The organism is Streptomyces sp. Root431, assembly GCF_001426585.1.
In the GTDB taxonomy this organism is placed as follows: Bacteria; Actinomycetota; Actinomycetes; order Streptomycetales; family Streptomycetaceae; genus Streptomyces; species Streptomyces stackebrandtii.
This window is the reverse complement of record NZ_LMEI01000013.1, coordinates 664,198-688,570: the sequence shown is the minus strand read 5'-3', so window position 1 is coordinate 688,570 and position 24,373 is coordinate 664,198. Positions and strand designations below refer to the sequence as shown.

The 24,373-nt window shown below is 71.4% G+C and carries 25 protein-coding genes, 3 tRNA genes and 1 pseudogene; 13 read left to right on the top strand and 16 right to left on the bottom strand.

All coding sequences use genetic code 11. The features are described from left to right. Positions 1 to 20: 20 nt before the first annotated feature. On the bottom strand, positions 21 to 656 hold the full coding sequence (upp, locus tag ASC82_RS28590) for a uracil phosphoribosyltransferase (RefSeq protein WP_056653959.1): 636 nt from the start codon (positions 654 to 656) through the stop codon (positions 21 to 23). A gap of 92 nt (positions 657 to 748) precedes the next feature. Between upp and ASC82_RS28585 the strand changes: the two genes are divergently transcribed. From ASC82_RS28585 to ASC82_RS29790, 9 genes are all read left to right on the top strand, one after another. Continuing rightward, the gene (locus ASC82_RS28585) at positions 749 to 958 is read left to right on the top strand and encodes a hypothetical protein (RefSeq protein ID WP_055646140.1); all 210 of its coding nucleotides are present in this window, start codon (positions 749 to 751) and stop codon (positions 956 to 958) included. A gap of 204 nt (positions 959 to 1,162) precedes the next feature. Then, positions 1,163 to 1,702: a hypothetical protein gene (locus ASC82_RS28580; RefSeq protein ID WP_056653956.1), complete on the top strand. Its 540-nt coding sequence runs from the start codon at positions 1,163 to 1,165 to the stop codon at positions 1,700 to 1,702. 125 nt (positions 1,703 to 1,827) lie between these two features. Next, on the top strand, positions 1,828 to 2,256 hold the full coding sequence (tadA, locus tag ASC82_RS28575; RefSeq protein WP_056654396.1) for a tRNA adenosine(34) deaminase TadA: 429 nt from the start codon (positions 1,828 to 1,830) through the stop codon (positions 2,254 to 2,256). A 159-nt stretch (positions 2,257 to 2,415) separates the two neighbouring features. Further along, positions 2,416 to 2,500 (top strand) — tRNA-Ser (locus ASC82_RS28570). Between the two features lie 412 nt (positions 2,501 to 2,912). Then, the gene (locus tag ASC82_RS30775; protein ID WP_185909424.1) at positions 2,913 to 3,077 is read left to right on the top strand and encodes a hypothetical protein; all 165 of its coding nucleotides are present in this window, start codon (positions 2,913 to 2,915) and stop codon (positions 3,075 to 3,077) included. An 11-nt stretch (positions 3,078 to 3,088) separates the two neighbouring features. After that, a complete protein-coding gene (locus tag ASC82_RS28565) occupies positions 3,089 to 3,382 on the top strand; it encodes a Dabb family protein (RefSeq protein ID WP_024756131.1) in 294 nt (97 codons plus the stop codon). A gap of 222 nt (positions 3,383 to 3,604) precedes the next feature. After that, positions 3,605 to 4,447 (top strand): RNA polymerase sigma factor SigF, encoded by an 843-nt coding sequence (locus tag ASC82_RS28560; RefSeq protein ID WP_024756132.1) that lies wholly within the window; start codon positions 3,605 to 3,607, stop codon positions 4,445 to 4,447. 235 nt (positions 4,448 to 4,682) lie between these two features. Further along, positions 4,683 to 5,591 (top strand): RNA polymerase sigma factor SigF, encoded by a 909-nt coding sequence (locus ASC82_RS28555; RefSeq protein ID WP_056653954.1) that lies wholly within the window; start codon positions 4,683 to 4,685, stop codon positions 5,589 to 5,591. 122 nt (positions 5,592 to 5,713) lie between these two features. Continuing rightward, the gene (locus ASC82_RS29790; protein WP_242427812.1) at positions 5,714 to 6,568 is read left to right on the top strand and encodes a hypothetical protein; all 855 of its coding nucleotides are present in this window, start codon (positions 5,714 to 5,716) and stop codon (positions 6,566 to 6,568) included. On the opposite strand, the gene ASC82_RS28545 is transcribed toward ASC82_RS29790, so the two are convergent. Beyond that, complete coding sequence (locus ASC82_RS28545; RefSeq protein ID WP_056653951.1) at positions 6,549 to 7,493, bottom strand: oxidoreductase; 945 nt, start codon at positions 7,491 to 7,493, stop codon at positions 6,549 to 6,551. The genes ASC82_RS29790 and ASC82_RS28545 overlap by 20 nt on opposite strands. A 119-nt stretch (positions 7,494 to 7,612) precedes the next feature. On the opposite strand from ASC82_RS28545, the gene ASC82_RS28540 reads away from it, so the two are divergent. After that, positions 7,613 to 8,236, top strand: a complete 624-nt coding sequence (locus ASC82_RS28540) for a TetR family transcriptional regulator (protein ID WP_056653949.1) — start codon at positions 7,613 to 7,615, stop codon at positions 8,234 to 8,236. Between the two features lie 101 nt (positions 8,237 to 8,337). Here ASC82_RS28540 and ASC82_RS28535 read toward each other — a convergent pair whose 3' ends face one another. Further along, on the bottom strand, positions 8,338 to 8,580 hold the full coding sequence (locus ASC82_RS28535; RefSeq protein WP_056653946.1) for a hypothetical protein: 243 nt from the start codon (positions 8,578 to 8,580) through the stop codon (positions 8,338 to 8,340). Between the two features lie 198 nt (positions 8,581 to 8,778). Here ASC82_RS28535 and ASC82_RS28530 point away from each other — a divergent pair, with 198 nt between their 5' ends. Beyond that, positions 8,779 to 9,222: a MarR family winged helix-turn-helix transcriptional regulator gene (locus tag ASC82_RS28530; RefSeq protein WP_024756138.1), complete on the top strand. Its 444-nt coding sequence runs from the start codon at positions 8,779 to 8,781 to the stop codon at positions 9,220 to 9,222. Positions 9,223 to 9,237: 15 nt separating this feature from the next. Then, positions 9,238 to 10,812: pseudogene (locus ASC82_RS28525) on the top strand (MDR family MFS transporter); the annotation flags it as partial. Positions 10,813 to 11,009: 197 nt separating this feature from the next. Here ASC82_RS28525 and ASC82_RS28520 read toward each other — a convergent pair. The 9 genes from ASC82_RS28520 to ASC82_RS28480 all read right to left on the bottom strand — a co-directional run bounded on the left by ASC82_RS28520 (position 11,010) and on the right by ASC82_RS28480 (position 21,513). Further along, positions 11,010 to 11,795 carry a TetR/AcrR family transcriptional regulator C-terminal domain-containing protein gene (locus ASC82_RS28520; protein ID WP_056653940.1) on the bottom strand — a complete coding sequence of 262 codons (786 nt, stop codon included), beginning with the start codon at positions 11,793 to 11,795 and terminating at the stop codon, positions 11,010 to 11,012. Between the two features lie 35 nt (positions 11,796 to 11,830). Beyond that, positions 11,831 to 13,360 (bottom strand): MFS transporter, encoded by a 1,530-nt coding sequence (locus ASC82_RS28515; RefSeq protein WP_056653937.1) that lies wholly within the window; start codon positions 13,358 to 13,360, stop codon positions 11,831 to 11,833. A 90-nt stretch (positions 13,361 to 13,450) separates the two neighbouring features. Continuing rightward, complete coding sequence (locus ASC82_RS28510) at positions 13,451 to 15,658, bottom strand: glycosyltransferase family 39 protein (protein WP_056653934.1); 2,208 nt, start codon at positions 15,656 to 15,658, stop codon at positions 13,451 to 13,453. Continuing rightward, positions 15,655 to 16,935, bottom strand: a complete 1,281-nt coding sequence (locus tag ASC82_RS28505) for a bifunctional glycosyltransferase family 2/GtrA family protein (RefSeq protein ID WP_056653931.1) — start codon at positions 16,933 to 16,935, stop codon at positions 15,655 to 15,657. The genes ASC82_RS28510 and ASC82_RS28505 overlap by 4 nt, the downstream gene beginning before the upstream one ends. A gap of 26 nt (positions 16,936 to 16,961) precedes the next feature. Next, positions 16,962 to 18,503, bottom strand: coding sequence for a HAMP domain-containing sensor histidine kinase (locus ASC82_RS28500; protein ID WP_056653927.1), 1,542 nt, complete (start codon positions 18,501 to 18,503; stop codon positions 16,962 to 16,964). Positions 18,504 to 18,508: 5 nt separating this feature from the next. Next, positions 18,509 to 19,252, bottom strand: coding sequence for a response regulator transcription factor (locus tag ASC82_RS28495; RefSeq protein ID WP_056653924.1), 744 nt, complete (start codon positions 19,250 to 19,252; stop codon positions 18,509 to 18,511). Positions 19,253 to 19,320: 68 nt separating this feature from the next. Continuing rightward, positions 19,321 to 20,211 carry an amidohydrolase family protein gene (locus ASC82_RS28490; protein ID WP_056654392.1) on the bottom strand — a complete coding sequence of 297 codons (891 nt, stop codon included), beginning with the start codon at positions 20,209 to 20,211 and terminating at the stop codon, positions 19,321 to 19,323. A gap of 22 nt (positions 20,212 to 20,233) precedes the next feature. Continuing rightward, entirely contained in the window at positions 20,234 to 20,569 is a 336-nt protein-coding gene (locus ASC82_RS28485) for an antibiotic biosynthesis monooxygenase (protein WP_056653920.1), read from the bottom strand. Positions 20,570 to 20,643: 74 nt separating this feature from the next. Next, positions 20,644 to 21,513 (bottom strand): DUF2797 domain-containing protein, encoded by an 870-nt coding sequence (locus tag ASC82_RS28480; protein WP_056653917.1) that lies wholly within the window; start codon positions 21,511 to 21,513, stop codon positions 20,644 to 20,646. Positions 21,514 to 21,540: 27 nt separating this feature from the next. Here ASC82_RS28480 and ASC82_RS28475 point away from each other — a divergent pair, with 27 nt between their 5' ends. Beyond that, positions 21,541 to 21,972, top strand: coding sequence for a hypothetical protein (locus tag ASC82_RS28475; protein ID WP_056654387.1), 432 nt, complete (start codon positions 21,541 to 21,543; stop codon positions 21,970 to 21,972). On the opposite strand, the gene ASC82_RS28470 is transcribed toward ASC82_RS28475, so the two are convergent. The 4 genes from ASC82_RS28470 to ASC82_RS28455 all read right to left on the bottom strand — a co-directional run bounded on the left by ASC82_RS28470 (position 21,957) and on the right by ASC82_RS28455 (position 24,147). Beyond that, positions 21,957 to 22,784: a Bro-N domain-containing protein gene (locus ASC82_RS28470; RefSeq protein WP_056653914.1), complete on the bottom strand. Its 828-nt coding sequence runs from the start codon at positions 22,782 to 22,784 to the stop codon at positions 21,957 to 21,959. The genes ASC82_RS28475 and ASC82_RS28470 overlap by 16 nt on opposite strands. A 127-nt stretch (positions 22,785 to 22,911) precedes the next feature. Then, positions 22,912 to 23,277, bottom strand: a complete 366-nt coding sequence (locus ASC82_RS28465) for a PH domain-containing protein (RefSeq protein WP_056653911.1) — start codon at positions 23,275 to 23,277, stop codon at positions 22,912 to 22,914. Positions 23,278 to 23,698: 421 nt separating this feature from the next. After that, a tRNA-Arg gene (locus ASC82_RS28460) sits at positions 23,699 to 23,771 on the bottom strand. A gap of 285 nt (positions 23,772 to 24,056) precedes the next feature. Beyond that, positions 24,057 to 24,147, bottom strand: a tRNA-Ser gene (locus ASC82_RS28455). Between the last annotated feature and the right edge of the window lie 226 nt (positions 24,148 to 24,373).

Here is a 24,373-nt window from a genome sequence, read left to right as displayed (position 1 = left end):
CCGCTCAGCAGAGAGAGCTGCTACTCGGCGGAGCCGTACATGCGGTCGCCCGCGTCGCCCAGGCCCGGGACGATGTAGCCGTTCTCGTTGAGCCGCTCGTCGACCGAGGCCGTCACGACGGTCACCGGCGTGCCCGCGAGCTCGCGCTCCATGATCTCGACGCCCTCCGGGGCGGCGAGGAGCACGACCGCGGTCACGTCGTCGGCGCCGCGCTTGATCAGCTCGCGGATCGCCGCGACCAGCGTGCCGCCGGTCGCCAGCATCGGGTCCAGGACGTACACCTGGCGGCCCGAGAGGTCCTCCGGCATCCGCGTGGCGTAGGTCGACGCCTCCAGCGTCTCCTCGTTGCGGATCATGCCCAGGAAGCCGACCTCGGCCGTCGGGAGCAGGCGGACCATGCCGTCGAGCATGCCGAGACCGGCGCGCAGGATCGGGACCACCAGCGGACGCGGGTACGAGAGCTTCACACCGGTCGTGGGCGTCACGGGGGTCTCGATGTCGACCTGCTCGGTCCGCACGTCCCTGGTGGCCTCGTAGGCGAGCAGGGTGACCAGCTCGTCGGCGAGACGGCGGAAGGTCGCGGAGTCCGTGCGCTTGTCGCGCAGGGCGGTGAGCTTGTGGGCGACCAGAGGGTGGTCGACGACGTGGAGACGCATGACTCAACAGTAGCCCGCCCCGCACTGGCGTCGACCCACGCCGCTGGGGGAAGGTGGGGGCACAGGGACCCAGCGATGGGGTGGTGTGGCCGATGCCCGACCTGGAAGAACCGGCCGAGGAAGCCGCCGAGGGGGCGGCCGATCGACCGGCACCGGAGACCGACGCGGAGCGCCGCAGGCGCCGCGCCCAGTTCCTCCGCGAGCTGAACGAGGCCAAGGCGCTGCGCGAGCGCGTGCAGCCGCGGCGCGCCCGGGCCGCCCGCATGCGCCAGGCCATGCGCATGCGGACCTTCCGCTGGTGAGACCGCCGGGCGTGGCCCGCCGTGCGCCCCCTGTGTGCGCCGGGGTCGCACGCCCGCCCGATGGCGGTGCCCTTCAGACTGATGCACGACGCAAGAGCCGAAGACCTCTCCTGAGCGCCCTGTTTCTGTCACGATGCCGATTGGGCGGGGCATCAGGAGCGCGCCGCCGGAACGTCACACCTCTGATCAGTGGGAGAGAGTCAGGTGTACTTCGCCGCACTGCTCGCGCGCACCGAAGACGGGTGGGAAGCGAGCGACACGGAGCTCGACGACGTGGAGACCCTGTCGGATCTGGCCGAGCTGGCCCGTGAGGCCTCGGACGACGACACGGTGATCGTCTACATCGAGCAGGAGGACGCGTGGTTCGGGATCGTCCGGATCGAGGGTGAGGAAGACCCTCGGATCTACGTCTCGGACGGCGCGGCCGCCGCCCGTTCCTCGTACGGGGAGATCCTCACCCGGGAGATCCTCGGCGACGACCTCGACGCCGAGCTCGACGAGCTGGAGTCGCTGGACCTGGACGGCACGGAGGACGGGGAACCCCTCGCCGACGACGCCGACGATGACGACGACGGGCCGGCCGGCGTGGCCGCCGAGGCCGTACCTGCCGCTCCCGTGGGCGACGCGCTGGTCCTCGCGGACCTCGGCCTCTCGGAGCGGGAGCTGCGGGCGCTCGACAGCGACGCGCTCGCGGTGATCGCGGACGCGCTGGGCGCCGCGGAGGTCCTGGAGGCCGTCCGCTAGTGGCACACGCGGTATCCGTCCCCGACCCCGATCCCGTACCGACACCGGGCGCCGAGCACGTACGTACGCCCGGCCCCGATCCCGTACGGACGCCCGACCCCGTACGGGACCCCTGGCGGGACGCCATGCGGCTCGCGCTCGCCGAGGCCGACGCGGCCGCGCCCGCCGGTGACGTACCGGTCGGCGCGGTCGTGCTCGCCGCGGACGGCACGGTCCTCTCCCGCGCGCACAACGAGCGGGAGGCGGCCGGCGACCCGACGGCCCACGCCGAGGTCCTCGCCCTGCGGCGGGCGGCCGCGGTGACCGGGGAGTGGCGTCTGACGGGGTGCACGCTCGTCGTGACCCTGGAGCCGTGCGTGATGTGCGCGGGCGCCCTCGTCCAGTCGCGGGTCGAGCGGGTGGTGTTCGGCGCGCTCGACGAGAAAGCGGGCGCGGCGGGCTCGCTCTGGGACCTCGTACGGGACCGGCGGCTCAACCACCGCCCCGAGGTCGTCCACGGCGTGCTCGGCGACGAGTGCGCGGCGCAGCTGACGGCCTTCTTCCGCTCGCGCTGACGACCTCCGTCCGCTCGGCCTGACGACCTCCGTCCGCTCGGCCTGACGGCCTCCGTCCGCTCGCGCCGACGGCCTTCTTCCGCTCGCGCTGACACCCGTCCTGACCTCGGCTTCGATACGGATTTCATCGCAGCGCCAGTTTCGGCTAAGCTCTCTCTCGGTAGCGTGTCCGAGCGGCCGAAGGAGCTCGCCTCGAAAGCGAGTGTGGCGCAAGTCACCGAGGGTTCAAATCCCTCCGCTACCGCTTCGATCGAAGGGCCTGGTGCATCTGCACCGGGCCCTTCGGCGTATCCCCCGCCCATGTCCGCGGGCGGGTACGGGAAAGGCCCCGGTCCGCGCTCGTGGCGCGGGCCGGGGCCTTCTCCGTAGGACGGGGGGAACGGCATCGGGGGGACAAGCCGTTCCCCCCGATGAGAACCGGACCAGCAAGTCCTGCGCCGCAGTCAGGGGGGAAGCTCGCGGCGCGGACCCCGCAGTGCGGGCCGGTTCCAGAAGCCCTTCGGATTCCTGCCAGATCCTCCGGGCTCGACATCCATACTGCTCGCCCGTCACTCTTCCGGGGGGCGGCAAAAGGCCTCGATCTCCGGGCCCTTGGTCCATAAAGGCTCGGTTAGAGTGGCGCGGTCGTACGGCGGGGGACAGGGGAGGGCTGAAACATGGTGCAAGCGAGGAAGGTCGCGCTGTACGCGGTCGCGGTCTTTGTGCTGTACACGATCATCAACTCCCCCGAGCGGGCGGCGGATCTCGTGGGAGTAGGGTTCGAGGGCATTGCCGGTGCCGCCCAGGGCGTCGGCGAGTTCATGACCGAACTCATCAACTAGGAGCCCTCTCCGTGATCCGCCATCTGGTCCTCTTCAAGCTCAACGAGGGTGTCGAGCGCGACGAGCCGCGCGTCGTCGCCGGTGTCGAGGCGTTCCGCGCGCTCGGCGGGCAGATTCCCGAGCTGCGCTTCTGGGAGTGCGACTGGAACATCACGGACCGGCCGATCGCGTACGACTTCGCCATCAACTCGGCCGTCGAGGACAAGGACGCCCTCCAGCGCTACCTGGAGCACCCCGCGCACCAGGCGGGTGTCGCCCAGTGGCGCGAGTTCGCCACCTGGGTGATCGCCGACTACGCGTTCTAGCCACACCCGGAGCATTCGCGCCGTCGAGGCCCCCCACCGTCATGGTGGGGGGCCTCACGGGGTTCTGGCCTCCCCTTTTGCTCCAACATGCCCTCAACACGTGGCTATACGGTGCTTGCACACAGTGGACATGTCTTGTGATGCTATGACCGCTTTTGACGGATGAGTTGACCGTAGTTGACCCAGTCGACCAGCAAGACCAGCCAAAGGGGTGGCGTGAACGTGCCGGCCAGTACAGCACCTCAAGTCCCGCCCCAGCACGAGGCGGGCGCAGAGGCCCCGCGCCCCCGCCCCCAGAGCACCCGCGGCGCGGACACCCGCGCCCTCACCCAGGTGCTCTTCGGGCAGCTCAAGCACCTGGAACCGGGCACTCCCGAGCACCACCGGGTGCGCGGGGCCCTCATCGAGGCCAACCTGCCGCTCGTGCGGTACGCGGCGGCCCGCTTCCGCTCCCGCAACGAGCCGATGGAGGACGTCGTCCAGGTCGGCACCATCGGCCTGATCAACGCCATCGACCGCTTCGACCCCGACCGGGGCGTGCAGTTCCCGACCTTCGCCATGCCCACGGTCGTCGGCGAGATCAAGCGGTACTTCCGCGACAACGTCCGGACCGTGCACGTGCCCCGCAGACTGCACGAGCTGTGGGTCCAGGTGAACGGCGCCACGGAGGACCTGACGACGGCTCACGGCCGCTCCCCCACGACCGCGGAGATCGCCGAGCGGCTGCGGATCGGCGAGGACGAGGTGCTCGCCTGCATCGAGGCCGGACGCTCGTACCACGCGACCTCCCTGGAGGCGGCGCAGGAGGGCGACGGGCTGCCCGGGCTGCTCGACCGGCTCGGCTACGAGGACCCCGCGCTCGCCGGCGTCGAGCACCGCGACCTCGTCCGGCACCTGCTCGTCCAGCTGCCCGAGCGCGAGCAGCGGATCCTGATGCTGCGCTACTACAGCAATTTGACCCAGTCTCAGATCAGCCAGGAACTCGGCGTCTCGCAGATGCACGTGTCAAGGCTCCTCGCCCGCAGCTTCGCACGTTTGAGATCCGCAAACAGAATCGAGGCGTAACCGGAACGGGTAGACCGGTTCGGAGCAGTTCTGCGGCACCCCAAATGCCGTACACCCCTTGTTTCCTGCGGAAATGCACCGTCTGCTTGTCGACAAGTCACTACAGCGTGTTGCCGACATGTGACATTCTGCTGGAACCGAGTTTGCCGCAGCCCCGCCGCCGGTATTCAGGTGGAGGCTGCGTTCCTCAGATGGTCGCGGCCACCGCGACCGTCCGCGACCTCAAGGGGGTGGCATGTCCACAGAACTGGGCAGCTCGAAGGTGCTCACGCTCACGCCCGTTCCCGTGCCCACGCAGACGACGGCTCCGACCGCGGCCGAGAGCGCCGAGGCCACGCCTCCGCCGCCCGTGGTCGTCCCGTCCGGAGCCCTCGACACGCGCGCCCTCTCGCGCTCCCTGTTCCTGCGGCTGCGCGCCCTGGACGACGAAGGCGCCGCCTCCGACAGCCCGGAGCGGACCTACGTCCGCGACACGCTCATCGAGCTCAACCTCCCGCTCGTGCGGTACGCGGCGGCCCGCTTCCGCTCCCGGAACGAGCCGATGGAGGACATCGTCCAGGTCGGCACCATCGGCCTGATCAAGGCGATCGACCGCTTCGACTGCGAACGGGGCGTGGAGTTCCCGACGTTCGCCATGCCCACGGTCGTCGGCGAGATCAAGCGGTTCTTCCGCGACACGTCCTGGTCGGTGCGCGTGCCGCGCCGGCTCCAGGAGCTGCGGCTCGCCCTCACCAAGGCCAGCGACGAGCTCGCGCAGAAGCTCGACCGCTCCCCCACCGTCCCGGAACTCGCCGCGGTCCTCGGGGTGTCGGAGGAGGACGTCGTCGACGGCCTCGCGGTCGGCAACGCCTACACGGCCTCGTCCCTGGACTCGCCCTCGCCCGAGGACGACGGCGGCGAGGGTTCGCTCGCCGACCGCCTCGGCTACGAGGACACGGCCCTCGAAGGCGTCGAGTACCGCGAGTCGCTGAAGCCGCTGCTCGCCAAACTCCCGCCCCGGGAGCGGCAGATCATCATGCTGCGCTTCTTCGCCAACATGACCCAGTCGCAGATCGGCGAGGAGGTCGGCATCTCACAGATGCACGTCTCCCGGCTGCTCACCCGCACCCTGGCCCAGCTGCGCGAGGGCCTCATCTCCGACTGACCGGACGGCGATCCCCGGGACGGCCCTGGGGACGATCCCGGGGACGATCCCGGGGACGATCCCGGGGGCGGACTTCCGGAAAACCCCGCCTTACTGACGATCCGTCAGCCAGACTGGGGCCCATGAGGCGAAGGAAGCCGGGACTCGTGGCGGTGGCGCTCTGCCTCGGCGGGGCGCTGACCGCCTGTGGCGGCGGAGGAGACGGCGAGGGGTACGCGGCGGTCGGCGCCGGCCCCTCCCCGAGAGGCGCGGTCGCCCCCTCGGGCGCGGTCACGCTGGTCCCCCTGGACAGCCCCACGGCGAGCGGGACGACATCCAGCACGTCGTCACCGGCTCCGGCACCGTCGTCTTCGTCGGCTCTCTCCCCTTCGCCCTCGGTGCCTTCTCCTCCGGGCGCTACCGGCGGCTCGGGGTCCTCCGGCACGGAGTCGAGTACGGATACGGGCACGGGTACGGCTCCGACGACCTCCGCACCCGGCGGTTCCGGCGGTTCCGGCGGTTCCGGCAGCTCCGGCTCCTCCAGTACGGCCCCGGCGACCGGCGGCGGCACCCCGACCCGTACCCCCTCCACCACCACCGCCCCCGGGACCTCACCCGGCTCCGGCGGCCCCGGCCCTTCGTCGGAACCGCCCACGGCGCCACCCTCGCCGTCCCCCACCCCCGCGCCCCGGCCCGCCGTGCTGACCGTCTCCGCGCCCGTCCTCGCGGACGGCGACCGGCGGTGGTGCGAGCGGGTGACCGTCACCTTCAGGAACACCGGCGGCACGGCGGCCGGCTCGGGCACGGTCACCTTCGCGACGCACGTCATCGGCGCCCTCGGCGTCGACTGGGCGACGCTCACCTCCAGCCAGCCCCTGCCCGCGCCGATCGCCGCGGGGGCGGCGCGGACGCGGACGTACGACGTGTGCGTGGACTCCTGGCGGGTGCCGCTGGGCATGCGGATCGACACCCGGCAGGTCACGGCCGTCTGGCAGTGACCGGGAAGCGCACCCCCGTCAGCTCCTCCGACACCTCCCACAGCCGGCGACCCGTTTCGGCGTCGGCCGCTGCGTCGGAGAGGCGTACGCGGGTCGGGGCGCCACGCAGTTCGGCCGGTCCGTCCGGTCCGATGAACTCGCCGCCCTCCACGGCCGGGTCGGTCGCCGCGTACAGCTGGGGCAGTGCGCCCCGCTCCGGGGTCTGGGCCAGCAGCGGGTTGCCGATGCGCCCGAAGACCAGCCGGGTCAGACCGCGCGTGTCCCGGGTCTGGAGGCTCGTCGCGGTGTAGCCGGGGTGGGCGAGCACGCTGCGGACCGGGCTTCCGGCCCCGGTCAGGCGCAGATGGAGCTCCCGGCCGAAGACGGCGTTGGCGAGTTTCGACTGGTTGTAGAAGGCCATGGGGGCGTACCCGCGCTCGCCGTTCAGGTCGTCGAAGCGGAGGCTGCCCTGGCGGTGGTTGATCGAGCTGACGGTGACCACCCGGGGGTCCCGCCCGGCGGCGAGCAGGTCGAGGAGAAGCCCGGTGAGCGCGAAGTGGCCGAGGTGATTGGTGGCGAACTGGAGCTCGTGCCCCTGGGCGCTCAGGGTGCGGGGCGGTGCCATCACTCCCGCGTTGTTGACGAGCACGTCGAGGCGTGGGTGCTCCGCGCGCAGCCGGGTGGCGAAGGCGCGTACGGAGTCGAGGTCGGCGAGGTCGAGCCGCCGCACGTCGAACAGGTCCGGTGCCATCCCGCTCGACACGAGCTCCTCGACGACCTCGCGGCCCTTCGTCTCGTCCCGCACCGCGAGGATCACGCGCCCGCCCCGGCGGGCGATCGCCCGGGTGGTCGCGAGGCCGAGGCCACTGGTGGCTCCGGTGACGACGAAGACCCGTCCGGTCTGGTCCGGGACGTGATCGGCGGTCCAGCGCTGCTTCTTGGTCATGCGACACACGTTGCCGCTCGTGTCACCGAGTGTCAAGCAGTGCTTTTAGTGTCATGAGCTGTCTTCTGTGCCATGAATGCGCCCTGGTGCCAGGGAAGGCACCGCGTTACCATCGGCTCGTGAGCAATCGCCCCGATCTCAGCCTGGCCCAGCGCAAACGACAGCTCGTCGCGACCGAGCTGACCGAGGCGGCACTCCAACTACTCGCCCTCAACGGCTTCGACGCGGTCACCGTCGACGAGATCGCGACCACCGCCGGCGTCTCCAAGCGCACGTTCTTCCGGTACTTCGCGTCCAAGGAGGACGTGGTCGTCCAGTTCCTGGCCGACATGGGCGCCGACATGCGCGCGGGACTCGCCGCCCGGCCCGCCGAGGAGCGCCCCTCCGAGGCGCTGCTGCACGCCGTCTCCGTGCCGCTGACCGTCTGCGGCGACCACGCCGAGCGCGCGCTGCCGGTGGTCCGGCTGATCCTGCGGACGCCCGCGCTGCTCGCGCGCTTCCTGGAGCACGAGGCGCGGTGGCGGGAGGAGCTCACGGAGGAGCTGGCGGAGCGGCTGGGGCTCGACCCCGCGGTCGAGCTCTATCCGCGGCTCGCGGCGGGCATGGCCATCGCCGCGTTCGACACGGTGCTGCACCGCTGGAGCGCCGAAGGGGACGCCGGCGGCGCCGAGGACCCGACGGCCCTCATCGGCCGGGCCTTCGCGCTGCTCGCGCCCGCACTGGACCGCGAAGCGGTCTCGTAAGAGCCGAGGGGAAGCAGGGGAGAAGCCGAGGGAAAGCAGAGGTGGGCCGGGTCCGCGCGATGCGGATCCGGCCCACCCGGGTGTGCGGAGGAGTCGGGCGGTCAGCCCAGGGCGAGCCAGGCGACGGCCGCCAGGACGGCGATCACCGCGACGACTCCGACGATCAGGCCGACGCGCGGCCCGGCCGACGCCGGGGCCGCGGCCTGCGGCTGCTGCCGCTGCGGAGCACCCTCGTCGACGAAGGCGCGGAACATCTGCGTGCTGCCGGCGGGGTCGTAGCCCTCGGGGCCCTGCCCCTGGGGTGCCTGGCCCTGGCCGTACGGTGCTTGGGGGTTGTGTGCCATGAGCCAGGACCCTAGCGAAGTGCGGGTGGGGGGCCCAAGCCCGTCACCCTCCCCCTCGGCCCCGACGTCGCCCCGACCGCCCTTTGCCGATTCTTTAGCGCCGTTTGACCGATTTAGTTTGCCTGAAGCAACCATCCATCTCTATCGTTGCCCTAAGCAACAACATGCATGGAGTGCCCGATGGACCCGACGGATCCGATGGACAGAGGCAAGCGGTACGAGAACCTCGCCCGCCAGGTGAGCGCGATCGGAGCGGTGAAGCGCGGTCTCGCGCGGACCCTGCCCGCCGACTGCCCCGGGGGGTCCGCCATCGTGCTCGCCCTGCTCCACCACCACGGGGACATGCGGATCGGCCGCGTGTCCGAACTGATGGCCGTCGACATGTCGGTCAGCAGCCGCCACGTGGCCCACACCGTGGACCGCGGCTGGGTCGAGCGACTGCCCGACCCCGCCGACCGGCGCTCCCGCATCCTCCACCTGACACCCGCGGGCGAGTCCATGCTCGCCGTCCTCGACCGACGGCTGACGGACATGCTCGCCCGCACCCTCGTCGAGTGGTCCGACGACGACGTCGAACTGCTCACCGACCTGCTCGCCCGCCTCCGCGACTCCTTCGGGGACTGCCGGGCCCACCACGCTTGAGAACGAAGGAAGTTGATGGCTACGACCACACCTGCCACCGGTGTGCGCGACGGGAGTGCCCGACCGGGGGACACCACCACCGGCGGCACCCAGATGACGCACCGGCAGATCATGGAGGCGCTGTCCGGCCTGCTGCTCGGCATGTTCGTCGCCATCCTGTCCTCGACGATCGTCTCCAACGCCCTCCCCCAGATCATCACCGACCTGGGCGGCGGCCAGTCCGCCTACACCTGGGTGGTCACCGCGGCGCTCCTGTCGATGACCGCGACCACCCCGCTCTGGGGCAAGCTCGCGGACCTCTTCTCGAAGAAGCTGCTGGTCCAGATAGCCCTGATCATCTACGTGGCGGGCTCGGTCGTCGCCGGCCTCTCGCAGAGCACCGGCATGCTCATCGCCTGCCGTGTCGTCCAGGGCATCGGCGTCGGCGGTCTGACCGCCCTCTCCCAGATCATCCTGGCCGCGATGATCGCCCCCCGTGAGCGCGGCCGCTACAGCGGCTACCTCGGCGCGACCTTCGCCGTCGCCACCGTCGGCGGCCCGCTGCTCGGCGGCGTCATCACCGACACCGACTGGCTCGGCTGGCGCTGGTGCTTCTACGTGGGCGTGCCGTTCGCGATCATCGCGCTCTTCGTCCTGCAGAAGACCCTCAACCTCCCCGTCGTGAAGCGTCAGGTCAAGGTCGACTGGGCGGGCGCGTTCTTCATCAGCGCCGCCGTCTCCCTGCTCCTCATCTGGGTCACCTTCGCGGGCGACAAGTACGACTGGATGTCCTGGCAGACGGCCGTCATGGTGCTCGGCGCGATCGCGCTCGGCGGGATCTTCGTGCTCGTCGAGTCGAAGGCGAGCGAGCCGATCATCCCGCTCCGCCTCTTCCGCAACCGCACGATCACCCTGGCCTCGCTCGCCTCGCTGTTCGTGGGTGTCGCGATGTTCGCCGGCACGGTCTTCTTCAGCCAGTACTTCCAGCTGGCGCGGAACGAGTCGCCGACGATGTCCGGCGTCCTCACCATCCCGATGATCGCGGGCCTGTTCGTCTCGTCCACCGCCTCCGGCATGATCATCACGAAGACCGGCAAGTGGAAGGCGTGGCTGGTCAGCGGCGGCGCGCTGGCCGCCGGCGGCCTCGGGATGCTCGGCACGATCCGCTACGACACGACGTACTGGCACATCGCGATCTTCATGGCGGTCCTCGGCCTCGGCCTCGGCATGATGATGCAGAACCTCGTGCTCTGCACCCAGAACCAGGTGGACCCCTCCGACCTCGGCGCCGCCTCCTCCGTCGTCACCTTCTTCCGCTCCCTCGGCGGTGCGATCGGCGTCTCGGCGCTGGGCGCGGTCATGGCCCACCGGGTCACGGACTACGTCAAGGAAGGCCTGGCCGAGCTCGGCCCGAAGGCCGCGGGCGCCATGGGCCAGGGCGGCTCGGGCGGCGGGATCCCGGACATGGACAAGCTGCCGGGCCCGATCCGTACGGTCATGGAGAGCGCGTACGGACACGGCGTCGGCGACGTCTTCCTCTACTCGGCGCCGTTCGCGCTGCTCGCCTTCGTGGTGACCCTGTTCATCAAGGAAGTCGCCCTCAAGAGCAGCAGCACGGACGCGGCCGACGAGAAGGCCGCCGAGACGGCTGACGCGAAGGCCGACTCGAAGGCCGACGCGAAGACTGACGCGAAGGCCGACAAGTAAAAAAGCTCCCGGCCGCGCTTCGAGCGGAGGCGCGGCCGGGTCGGGAACGGAGCGGCGGGCAGGGGACGGCCCGCCGCTCCGTCATGTCCAGAGCCCGGCGGTCACGTCCCCGGGGCGTCTTCCGTACGGCTCCGCTCGACCATGACCTCGATGCCCGCGATGAGCACCTCCAGGGCGTAGTCGAAGTCGCGGTCCCAAATGGCGGTGACACTGCCGTGCGAGGCGCGCTCGTCGAGGATCTCCGCCATCGGCTCCAGCGCCTCGACGAACTGCGGGTCGTCGCGGAAGGCCCTGATCGACTCGCCGTAGAAGTCGTCCTGCGACATGCCGGCCTCGGCCGCCCGCCGCTCGAACTGGGACTCGATCGTCCCGTACCCGTACACGAACTGGAAGACCGCCGACATCGCGCTCGGCTGACGGGTCATCGGTAGCCCGGTGTCCCCGATCGCCTCCTGGATCTTCCCGCCGACGAGGATCGCGTGCGGTCCGATGTTCAGGTACTGGCCGGCGCACGGCGACATCCACGGGTGGTTCACCAGCATCCGGCGGTAGTCCAGGGCGAGCACCCGGATCCGCTCCCGCCAGTCCCCCGCGGCGTCGACCGCGGCGAGGTCGATCTCGCCGTAGACCGTGTCCACGGCGTACTCGATGATGTCGTCCTTGGTGTCGACGTACCAGTAGAGGGACATGGCCGTGACGCCGAGCTCCGTCGCGAGCTTGCGCATCGACAGCTTGGCCAGGCCCTCCTCGTCGAGCATCCGGATCGAGGCGGCGACGATCCGGTCCCGGTCGAGCCCGGCCGGACCACCGCCGCTTCGGGGCGCTCTCTCCTCCAGCCAGACGCTGGAACGCGCCGGGTTCTTGGCCCGATCGGCTGCCTTGACCATCGCGTTCCTCCGTCTGTCAGCGGTCCGTCACCATGCTAGGCAGCGACCGGCTGATCGGGCGTCAAGGCCTTCTCCGTCCGCTCGGCCCGGCGGAGCAGGGCCGCGGCGACCAGACCGCCGGCGAAGACGGCGATCGCGCCGACCAGCTGGCTGGTCTGGAGGCCCGAGGCGAAGGCGTCGGAGATCTCCTGGCGCTCGGCCTCGCTGCCCGCGGCGGCCAGGGCGGCCGGGAGCGACGTGGCGGTGACGGCGACGAGGGCGGCGAAGCGGGCGTTGAGCACGGCGCCGAGGACGGCGACGCCGAGGCCGTTGCCGAACTCGGCGAGGGTGCCGTTGATACCGGCGCCCACGCCCGCCTTCTCCGGCGGGATCGAGCTCATGATGGCGTTGGCCATGGCCGGGGACGAGACGGCGATGCCGCCGCCCATCAGGACCAGGCCGAGGAGCATGCCCCAGTAGCTGCCGTCCGTGCCGCCGCCGAGGAGCGAGATCGAGGTGAGCCCGGCGGCGACCAGGGTCATGCCGAGGACGACCGTGGGCGGGGTGCCGAGCCTCATGACGATCTTCGGGCCGATGCCGGTGAGGTTGAGGGCGACGATCGTCAGCGCCAGCGGCGCCATCCGCAGCCCCGCCTCCAGCGGCTCGTACCCGAGCACGAACTGCAGGTGCTGGGTCAGCAGGAAGAGCGAACCGCCCATGCCGAAGACGACGAGGATCGAGCCGCCGATGGCGCCGACGAACTTCTGGTTGCGGAAGAAGTGCATGTCGAGCATCGGGTACGGGGTGTGCAGCTCCCACAGCGCGAAGGCGCCGAGCCCGAGGAGACCGATGGCGGCCGGGATCAGGACCTCGGCGGAGAGCCAGCCGTGCTCGGGGCCGGTGATGATCGCGTAGACGACGGCCGTCATGCCGATCGTGGAGAGCAGCGCGCCGAGCAGGTCGGGGCGGTCGCCCTGCGGGTTCTTGGACTCGGGGACCAGCTTGAGGACGGCGACCAGCGCGAGGAGCGCGACCGGGATGTTGATGAGGAAGATCATTCCCCACCAGAAGTGGTTGAGGATCACGCCGCCGATCAGCGGCCCGCCGGCGAAGCCGAGCGAGGCGACCGTGGACCAGAGCGCGATGGCCTTGACCCGCTCGGAGTCGTCGAAGATCTGCATGACGACGGCGAGCGTGGTGGTCATGAGGAGCGCGCCGCCGACGCCCATGCCCGCGCGGGCGGCGATCAACTGCGCGGTGGAGTCGGCGAGGCCGGCGGCGAGCGAGCCGAGGCCGAAGAGCGCGAGACCGGCGGCGAGGAGCTTCTTGCGGCCGTAGCGGTCGGCGGCGTTGCCCGCGCTGAGCAGGAGGCCGGACTGGACGAGCGAGTACGCGTTGATCATCCACTGGATGTCGGTGGTGGTCGCGTGGAGTTCGGAGGTCAGCGAGGGGATGGCGACGCTGAGCACGGTGTTGTCGAGCAGCACGGTGAGCTGGGCGAGGCAGATGACGCCGAGGATCAGCCAGCGCTGCGGGTGGCCGCCGGCGGGTGCGGTCTGCTCGGTCGCGGCGGTCGGCGCCGTCATGGGCAGGACTCCTTGTACGGTGTACGGGACTAGGTCTCGTACACCGTACAAGGACTCTCGTACGCTGTATAGCGGTTTCTCTCCGGGGCCCTACTTCTCCTGTGTCAGGTCGTAGAAGGTGGCGCCGCCGATGGTGACCTTCTCGAAGGTCTCCGAGACCCACGTGGAGATCTCCGAGTTACCGCCGCCGGGGCCGCCACCCGGGCCGCCGCCCATCCGGCCGCCGTCTTCGCCGGTGCCGGTGGCGCTCTCACCGGTGCCGCTCCCGCTGCCGCCGATGAAGTAGTGGATCTTCCCTTCGGCCACGTACTGCTTGAACCGGGCGAGCGTCGGGGACGGGTCGCTGCCGTTGAAGCCGCCGATCGCCATCACGGGCTTCTCGGTGGCGAGCTGGTAGCTGGCCGCGTTCTGCGCGCCGACCGTGGCCGCGACCCAGGTGTAGTCGTCGGCGTCCGCGAGGAGCGCCGCCTTGGCCTCCGTACCGACGCTGGCGCCGTTGAGGAGCCCGCCCATGCCGCCACCGCCACCGCCGGGGCCGCCTTCGCCTCGGGACATGCCCTGGGGCATGCCCTGGGGCATGCCTTGCGGCATTCCTTGCGGCATTCCTTGGGGCGGGGTGCCGCCGGGCATCTGACCGCCCTGACCGCCTTGGCCACCAGGCATCTGACCACCCTGGCCTTGGCCCTGACCCTGGCCTTGGCCCTGACCACCGGGCATCTGTCCGCCCTGGCCACCGGGGAAGGCTCCGCCCTCGAACATCCGCATGCCGCCGCCCGGGCCCCGGCCGCCCATGGCGCCGCCCGCCGGGCCCGCCGTGACGATCGAGCCCTGGTGCCCGGTGCCCAGCGTCTCCAAGGTGTACGCGAACGGGCCCGCGAGCCCCGCCGCCAGACCGAGGCCCGCCACCGCGAGCCCGAGGCGCCGGTCGATCCGCCCCGCGAAGAGCAGCCCGAGCGCGGCCACCGAGCCCGCCACCAGGACCGCCCAGCGCAGCCACGGCAGCCAGTCCGGCGTCCGGCCGAGGAGCGTCCAGCCCCACACCGCCGTCGCCGCGACCGTCACCGCGAGGGCCGCCGAGGCGAGCCGGCGCGTGCGCTCTTCCCACAGCACCGCCGCGCCCATGCCGACGAGCGCCGCGAGGTACGGGGCGAGGGCCACCGTGTAGTACTCGTGGAAGATGCCGGCCATGAAGCTGAAGACGGCGAGCGTGATCAGCAGCGAGCCGCCCCACACGAGGAACGCCGAGCGCGCGGTGTCCGTCCTGGGAGCCCGCCAGGTGACCACGAGCCCCGCGACGAGCAGGATCAGCGCGGCCGGGAGCAGCCAGGAGATCTGACCGCCGATCGAGTCGTTGAACATCCGGCCGATCCCGGTCTCGCCCCAGCCGCCGCCCTGGCCGCCGCCGCGACCGCCGCCGCCGACGCTGCCGGTCTCGTTGCCGTTGATCCGGCCGAGGCCGTTGTAGCCGAAGGTCAGCTCCAGGAAGCTGTTGTTCTGCGAGCCTCCGACGTACGGACGGGAGGCCGCGGGCCACAGCTCGACCAGGGCCACCCACCAGCCCGCCGACACGATCATCGCGAGCCCGGCGAGGGCCAGGTGACCGATGCGGCGGCCGATCGCGCTCGGCGCGCACACCCCGTACACGAGCGCGAGCGGCGGCAGGATCAGGAAGGCCTGGAGGGTCTTCGCGAGGAACGCGAAGCCGAAGGCGACCCCGGCCCAGACCAGCCACTTCGCCGCGCCCTTCTCCTGCTCCAGGGCGCGCAGCACGCAGTACACCGCGACCGTCATGAGCAGCGCGAGGAGCGCGTCCGGGTTGTTGAAGCGGAACATCAGCGCGGCGACGGGCGTCAGCGTGAGGACCGCGCCCGCGATCAGACCGGCGCCCGCGCCGAAGCGGCGCCGGACGGCCGCGTAGAGCACGGCGACCGTGGCCACGCCCATCAGAACCTCGGGCACCAGGATCTGCCAGGAGCCGAGCCCGAAGAGGCGGACGGAAAGCGCCATCGGCCACAGCGCGGCCGGGGGCTTGTCGACGGTGATGGCGTTGGCCGCGTCGAGGGAACCGAAGAAGAAGGCCTTCCAGCTCTCGCCGCCCGCCTGGACGGCGGCGGAGTAGAAGGAGTTGGCGTAGCCGGAGGCGCTCAGGTTCCAGAGGTAGAGCGCGGTGGTCACGGCGAGCAGGCCCAGGAAGGCCGGCCGGACCCAGGGGGCGTCCTCGGCGCGCCCGCGCCAGAGCCGGACGAGCGGGCGGCCGCGGGACGGCGTGGCATGGGCCGCGGTGGACATGGTGGTCATCGGTCGTTCCTTGCTGAGGCGCGGTCCGGGAAGACCCAGAGCCGGAAGAGGAGGAAGCGCAGGACGGTCGCGGCGAGGTTGGCGACGATCAGGACGGCGAGCTCCGTGGAGTGCGCCGGATCGCCGGTCGCCGCGCCCAGGGCCGCGAGCGAACCGCTCGTCAGGGCCAGGCCGATGGCGAAGACCACCAGCCCTTGGGCCTGGTGGCGGACGGCCCGGTCCCGGCCCCGTACGCCGAAGGTGAGGCGCCGGTTGGCCGCCGTGTTGGCGACGGCCGAGACGAGCAGGGCGCCGGCGTTGGCGAACTGCGGGCCGACGCCGAGCCGGAAGGCCGAGTACAGCGCGACGTAGAAGAGCGTGGACAGCGCACCGACCACGCAGAAGCCGACGAGCTGGCGCGCGAGCCCGCCCGGCACTCCGCTGAGGTCGCGGTCCCGGGGGTCGTCCCCGAAGGGCCGGGCCAGCCGGTCGAGGGGCAGCGAGCCGGTCGCGAGGGCGCGCCCGACCCGCCACACGCCCTTGAGGTCGTCGGTGGCCGTCTTCACGATGTGCACGGTCGAGTCGGGGTCGTCGACCCAGTCGACCGGCACCTCGTGGATGCGGAGCCCGGCCCGCTCGGCGAGGACGAGCATCTCGGTGTCGAAGAACCAGCCGGTGTCCTCCACCATCGGGAGGAGCCGCTCGGCGACGTCCCGCCGTATCGCCTTGAAGCCGCACTGGGCGTCGGAGAAGCGGGCGGCCAGCGAGCCGCGCAGGATCAGGTTGTACGCCCGCGAGATGAACTCCCGCTTCGGCCCGCGCACCACCCGCGAGGAGCGGGCGAGCCGGGAGCCGATCGCCAGGTCCGAGTGGCCCGAGATGAGCGGCGCGACCAGCGGAAGCAGCGCGTTGAGGTCGGTCGACAGGTCGACGTCCATGTAGGCGAGGACGGGGGCGTCCGAGCCCGACCAGACCGTCCGCAGCGCCCGGCCGCGGCCCTTCTGCTCAAGCCGTACGGAGCGCACCTCGGGCACCTCGGCGGCGAGGGCCGCGGCGACGACGGGGGTCGTGTCGGTGGAGGCGTTGTCGGCGACCGTGATGCGGAAGCCGTACGGGAAGGTCCGGATGAGGTGGTCGTGGAGCCGGCGGACGCACGGCTCCAGGTCCTTCTCCTCGTTGTAGACGGGGATCACCACGTCCAGGACGGGCCTTCCGGCGACGCTCACCGGCAGGTGCTCCCGGGCGGGAAGGGCGCCGGGAGTCCCGGACGCGGGGCCCGCGATCGTTGGAGTTCGCATGCCGACGACACTCGCCGGGCCCGCTGTCACGGCTGTGTGATGAGCCTGTGCCCAGCCTGTGAGTGCTGCTCTGCGGGCAGCCGGACGGTGAAGACGGTCCGGCCCGGGGCACTCTCGACGCCCACGCCACCACCATGGGCCAGCACGACGGCACGCACGATGGCCAGGCCGAGACCGGTGGAGCCGGCGTGCCGGGAGCGGGAGGCGTCGCCGCGCGCGAACCGTTCGAAGACGGAGGGCAGGAGCTCGGGCGGGATGCCGGGCCCGTCGTCCTCGATGTCGACGAGCACGCTCGGCCCGTCGGAGCGGACGCGGGCGGTGACCTTCGTGCCGGGCGGGGTGTGGGTCCGGGCGTTGGCGAGGAGGTTGACGAGCACCTGCTGGAGGCGGGCGCCGTCGGCGAGCACGGTCACGGCCTCGCCGTCCTCGGGCAGTTCGAGGCGCCAGAGGTGCTCGGGCCCGGCGGCCCGGGCATCGCTCAGGGCGTCCACGACGAGGGGGACGACGTCGGTGCTCTCGTACGAGAGCGGCCGTCCGGCGTCGAGCCGCGCGAGCAGGAGGAGGTCCTCGACGAGACCCGTCATCCGGGTCGCCTCGGACTCGATGCGGCCGAGCGCGTGCCGGGTGTCGGGCCCGCACTCCTCCCGGCCGCGCCGGGTCAGCTCGGCGTACCCCCGGATCGAGGCGAGCGGGGTGCGCAGCTCGTGGCTGGCGTCCGCGACGAACTGCCGGACGCGGGTCTCGCTCTGCTGGCGGGCGTCGAGCGCCGAGTGGACGTGGTCGAGCATCCGGTTGATGGCCGCGCCGACCTGCCCGACCTCGGTGCGCGGATCGGCCTCCGCCTCCGGGACCCGCTGATGGAGCGCCACCTCTCCGCTGTGCAGCGGGAGGCGGGCGACCAGTCCGGCGGTGGCGGCGACCCGTCGCAGCGGACGCAGCGCCACCCGGACCAGCACGGTCCCGGCGATCGACGCGGCGATGAGCCCGGCGCCGGTGACGCTCAGTTCGACGAGGACGAGGGTGGAGAGGGCGTCGTCGACCTCGGCGAGCGGGATGCCGGTGAGGAAGGTGCCCTCGACGCCCTCCGCGTACTCGACCCGGTAGGAGCCGAGGGCGCCGGGCAGCTCGACGGTGTGCGGCTCGCCGTCACGGGGGACGGCGGCGAGCGCGGCCCGCTGGGCCGCGTCGAGCGGGATGGTCCGGACGTTCCGTCCGAACTCCCCGGCGTCCTCGGACGCGACCTCCGCCGAGTACCCGGCCGTGGTCACCTCGCCGTCCACCAGGACGGCGCCGAGGGTGCCGATCCGGGCGCCGGCCTGAACGAACGCGAGCAGGTCCTTCGACCCGCCCGGGTCGGGCATGCCGGGAGGGGAACCCATGGAGACCGGCGGGCCCGAAGCCCGCATCGAGACGCGGTTCAGCTGCTCGTCGGCCTGGTCGTACAGGTACGAGCGGAAGGCGATGGTCGTGACCGTCCCGATGACGGCCGCAACGACCGCGATCAGCGCGACCGCCGAGACGACGAGCCGGGTCCGTAGCGACCACGGCCGCCGGCGTCCTCCACGCACGGGCGTTACTCCCCCGGCTTGATGAGGTACCCGGCCCCGCGCCGGGTGTGGATCATCGGGGCGCGGCCCGCGTCGATCTTCCGGCGCAGGTAGGAGATGTAGAGCTCGACGACGTTGGCCTGGCCGCCGAAGTCGTACGACCAGACGCGGTCGAGGATCTGCGCCTTGCTGAGCACCCGGCGCGGGTTGCGCATGAGGTAGCGCAGCAGCTCGAACTCGGTCGCGGTGAGGTGGATCGAGTCCCCGCCCCGGGTGACCTCGTGGCTGTCCTCGTCGAGGGTCAGGTCCCCGACGGCGAGCAGCGACTCGCTGCGCGCCAGCGCCGCGCCGGACCGGCGGATGAGGCCGCGCAGCCGGGCGACGACCTCCTCCAGGCTGAAGGGCTTGGTGACGTAGTCGTCGCCGCCGGCGGTGAGCCCGGCGATCCGGTCCTCGACGGCGTCCTTCGCCGTCAGGAAGAGGACCGGCACGTCGGGCAGCTCGCGCCGGATCGAGCCCAGCAGGCTGAGCCCGTCGGCGTCGGGCAGCATCACGTCGAGGATCACGGCGTCGGGCCGGAACTCGCGTACGGAACGCAGGGCGGCGGCGCCGTCACCGGCGCTCCGCACCTGCCAGCCCTCGTAGCGGAGGGCCATGGAGAGGAGCTCGGCGAGCGAGGCCTCGTCGTCGACGACAAGGACGCGGACGGCGGTCCCGTCGGCACGGAGCATGTCGGCGCGGGTGCCGGGGCGGCGTGTGGTGACGGTCATGGGACCACGCTCTCCGCCGCCGCTGAGAGCCTTCTTTCCCTTCCCTGTGAATTCCCTGAGAAAGGCCCTCAGGGGGACAGGCTCGGTTTCACGTGAAACAAGGCGGCCCCGTTCTCGTAGAGGACCCGCCGGAGCCAGTCGTCCCCGAGCCCGAGGCGTTCGAGGGCGTGGAGCTGGTGGGCGTACGGGTAGGGGATGTTCGGGAAGTCGGAGCCGAGGAGGATCCGGTCGCCGAGGTCGGCGAGCCGCCCGAGCTCCGCCGGAGGGAAGGGCGCGAGCCGCTCGCTGAAGTCGGTGAAGGCCATGGTGGTGTCGAGGCGCACGCCCTCGTACCGCTCGGCCAGGGTGAGGAAGTCGCTGTACTCGGGCATGCCCATGTGCGCGACGATCACCCGCAGCCGGGGATGCCGGTCGAGCAGCCGCCCCATGGGTCCGGGGCCGGTGAATTTCCCCGGGGTGGGCCCGGAGCCGCAGTGGACGACGACGGGGGTACCGCTGTCGGCGAGGGTCCCCCAGGCGCTGTCGAGCAGCGGGTCGGTCGGGTCGAACCCGCCGACCTGGAGGTGCACCTTGAAGACGCGGGCGCCGGCGTCGAGCGCCTCGCGGACGTACGTGTCGACGCCCGGCTCGGGGAAGAGGGTCGCGGTGTGCAGACAGTCGGGGGTGCGGGCGGCGAAGTCGGCGGCCCAGGCGTTCAGCCAGGCGGCCATGCCGGGCTTGTGCGGGTAGAGCATCGCGGTGAAGGCGACGGCTCCGAACCCTCGCAGGATCGCGAGCCGGCGGTCCTCCTCCTCGCGGTAGGTGATGGGCCACTCCAGGCCTGTCAGGGGCCCGGCGGAGTCGAAGTACGCCCAGACCTTGTCGAGGACGTTCTGCGGCATGAAGTGCGTGTGCACGTCGACGAGTCCGGGGATCCCGAGCCGCGCGACAAGCGCCCGGATGTCGTCACTCTCGCTAATCCCGTTACTCCCGCTACTCCCGCTACTCCCGCTCAAAGCTGTAGCTCCGTTCGACCTTGCCGATGTGGACGCTGTAGCTCTGGTACCAGTGCTCCCGCCCGTGCGCCTTGGCGGCCTGGTGCTCGGTGTCGAGACGCCAGGCGTCGAGGGAGTCGAGGTCGCGGAAGTAGGCGACGGTGATGCCGATGCCGCCGGGGGTGCGGGCGGACTCGTAACCGAGGAACCCGGGGATGTCCTTGACGATCTCCTGCATGCGGGAGGAGGTCTCGGCGTAGCCCTCGGGCGCCTCGGGGCGGACGGAGGTGAACAGGGCGGTGTAGTAGGGCGGTTCCAGGCCCGCCACCAGCTTCGGAGTCATGTGATCACCCTCGTCCGGGCCGGGCCGGGATGTCCACGGGCGCAGGCCAAAGGGATCCAAGACTTTACGAAGCATCAGAAGAGCTCGCCCTGAGCGCTCTCGGGCTCCGCGACGGCCACGGAGGCCACCGGCACCGAGAACGCCTCCCCGTCCTCGACCCGCTGGAGCGCCCATCCCCCCATGAGCCGGGTGTCGAGGACGACGCAGCGCCCGCCGGGGTCGAGCAGGTGCAGATCGGGCCCGGCGGCGGCGAGCAGCCGCCCGGTGACGACACCGCCGTCGACGAGCTCGGTGACCGTCCCGTCGAGCGCCGGCAGCCCGTCGAGGTGGAAGGCCCCGACGTGGTCGCGGGGCACGAAGTCCAGCGGCTCCAGGGTCTCCGTCCAGCCCCCGACCGCCCGGGCGCGACGGTGCAGCTCCTCGACCTCCCCGGCACGGTCCTCGGCGGGCGGCAGGACGTGGCGCACGGCCCGCTTCCGCTCGTACGCGATCCGGTCGGGCACGCCGAGGGCCTGCCGCAGCACCTCCTCGGTCCGGCGCGCGGCCATCAGGGGCCCCCGCCCGAGCCAGCTGAAGGCGACGGCCCCCTGCTCCAGGAGCCGGGCCTCGCCACGGGCCTCGGCGGTGATCCCGACCTTGGTCATCCCGGGCCCGAACCAGGCGAGATAGACGCGGTACGGCTGCGGGTCGTCCAGCAGGGTGTCCGCCGCGACGGAGTGCGCCCGGTCGAGCCGCGCGCACTCCCCGCACCGTCCCCCGGTGGCCCGACCGGACACGACGGCCTCCAGCGGACAGGGATTGCCCCGGGCACCCGGACACCGCCGCACCCCGACGGCCCGGAAGGCGAGCTGCTGCCCATAGGCGAGAGCACTCACCCTCCCGCCCCGCCACCGCAACCCGGGCGCCCCACCGCTCCACCCGAGCCCCCGACACCACCACTCCACGGGTCCACGCCTCCCTACCCTGCTGTGGTGTCCAGTCTCCGCCACATCCGCTTCCAGTCCCCGACCCGAGGCCCCCGGGGCCATCACCCCGGCGTCTTCGGCCTCGCCAACGCACTCGCCGGGGAGGGGCGGCTCTCCCCGGACGAGTACGCGATCTGGCGCGCCTCCAACGACTGGTACGACGCCCACTTCCCGAATCCGTCGGATACCGACCCGACGGTCTACGACCCGGTGCTCAACCCCGGGGCGGCGGCCTGGTTCCGCCCGACGGCGACGGAGGCACTGGCCCGGGTTGCCCCGTACCTGCGCATCCTGCGGGCGCACGACGTGCCGTGCGTACGCCTGGAGTCGACGTCACCGGGCCGCATCGTGTACGCGGACGAGTACCAGGTGGTGGCAGTGGCCACCCCACCTCAGACCGCCCCGCCTCAAGGCAGCGGGCCTCAGGGCAACACATAGATCCGAGCCCCGTCAGGATCAGGAGCACCCACCTCCCGCATACAGCCGCGCTCCAGGAGGATCCGGACGCAGTCGCGGACGCACTCGCCGGACAGGCCGGTGCGCAGGGTGACGTCCTGGGGCCGGTAGCGGACCCCGCCCCGCACGAGCGCGGGCGCGAGACAGCAGGCGACCGTCCGCATGTCGCCGGTGATGGCCCAGGACTCGACGAGCTGCTGCGGGGTGAGCGCGGCGACGGCGGCACCGGTGCGCTGCCGGGGCACGGAGAGACGCGCAAGGGAGTCGGCGGCCCTTGCGAGGTTCTCGCGTGTCTCGCGGAGCAGCTCCGCGCGGTCGGCGTACTCCTCGTACGCGGCGCTCTGCTCGTCGAACTCGCCCTCCAGCCGGACGAGCGCGTCGACGAGCTCCGGCGGCAGGAGGAACCCGGCGCGGACGGGCGAGGGTTGGAGCCCGTAGCCGCCGTCCCGCTGGACGGCCGTCACGACCTCCGCGACCCACGCCCGGAACGGCGCGGCCTCCGGCCTCCGGCACGCACCCACGAGCTGCACGAGCCCCGGCAGGTTCACCATCCGCGCCGAGGCCCTGACGCCGCTGAGGGCGAGTATCGCGGCACTCCCGGCGAGCTCCCCCGCCCCGGCCAGACACCCCTCGGGCAACACCACCGTCCGCAACGCCTCCCGCGTCCCGGCGTACCCCAACCGCCTCGCCACGTCCACGACCGGGAACCAGTGCGTCCCGTCCGGCGCGGTCAATCGCCTCAAACGCGCCCCGGTGGCGACGTGCACCATGTCATCGATGTCGATCGCATCCATCGATCATCACCTCCACGACGCAAGCTAGGCCGAGGGCATATTCAACTGACATGCAAATCAGACAGGTTCACCCAAAAGGGGAAGGCCCCCGGAAATCCCGGGAGCCTCCCCCAAACGCGCAGAACTGCTACTTCGCGACGAACTGCGTGAGGATCGCCTGCACCTCGTAGATGTCGACGCCCTTGGTGAAGGTCTTCTGGACGGGCACGGCGTTGCCCGAGATCCAGATCTTCAGCTCGGCGTCGAGGTCGAAGGTGCCGGCGGTCTCGACGGCGAAGTGCGTGATGCTCCGGTACGGGATCGAGTGGTACTCGACCTTCTTGCCGGTGATGCCCTGCTTGTCGACGAGCACCAGCCGCCGGTCGGTGAAGAAGATCGTGTCGCGGATCAGCAGATACGCGGCGTGCACCTGCTCCCCCTGCCCGAGCAGCCGCGCGTAGTCCTGCTGCGCCTGCGCCGGATCGATCGCGTGCGCGTTCCCGAAAAGTGCCATACCCCAACCCCCATTGATGAGAAAGAACGATCATCCGACGCCAAACCACACCAACGCAAGAGGCTCCGGACTCTCGTCCGGGGCCTCTCGCCTATGCGCCGGAACGGTCAACAACGGGCTAGCTCACGTCGACGGTTGCTCGGGGCCCCGCCTTCCAACCCCAGAAATCCCACTGGCAGGCAGTCGTGGACGTACTACCGTCGGCGCATACGCATCGGGGGTGAGAGGCCGTGTTGTACGCGCACGAGGTGATCCTGAACGAACTCGCCCAGGGGCTCAGACCGACGGCACGACCGACGGCCGACGGCACCCGTGGATCCAAGGCCATAGGCAGTGACGGCTGACGCGGTTGCCACACTCCGCTGCCGTACCGCCCGGAAACGCAAGAGGCCCGGACTCTCGTCCGGGCCTCTTATCTATGTGCACTCGGCAGGATTCGAACCTGCAACCTTCTGATCCGTAGTCAGATGCTCTATCCGTTAAGCTACGAGTGCTTGTTTTGTTTTCCGTCTTCGCTCCCCGGTCTTTCGACCCGCTCGCGGCGACAGGAAGAACATTACATGACTGCCGCCGTCATGTGAAATCCATTCACCCCACCCCTTGTGACCTGCGAAAACGTCGCGCTGGGGAGGTTCGAGGGGCTGGCGGTCGAGGGGCGTCGGCGGGGGCCCGAGGGGCGGAAACGCGTCGAAAGAGACCGGGGTCACATCGGGTGCCTGAGGTGGCGTGTCCGGGAACGGCCGAAGCCCCGGCCTTGTGGGCCGGGGCTTCGGTAGGGGCGGAGGCGGAGGGATTTGAACCCTCGATGGGCTTTAAGACCCAAACCGCATTAGCAGTGCGGCGCCATAGACCGGACTAGGCGACGCCTCCATGCACCCCGCGCCTACGCGAGTGGTGCGTGCAGATGATGACACAGGCGAACCGGCTGTCACCAATCGATTCTCACCGTACTAGGCCTCCGGGGTCCAGGGCAAAGCCCCGGGGGCCCGCGCCGCCCACCCGGCGCACCCCGCTTGCGCAACGCCCCGGCGCCCGGAGCGTTAGAGGAGCGGGACACCGTGCACCCGCGGCACCCCGCTCGCTCCCGCACCCGTGT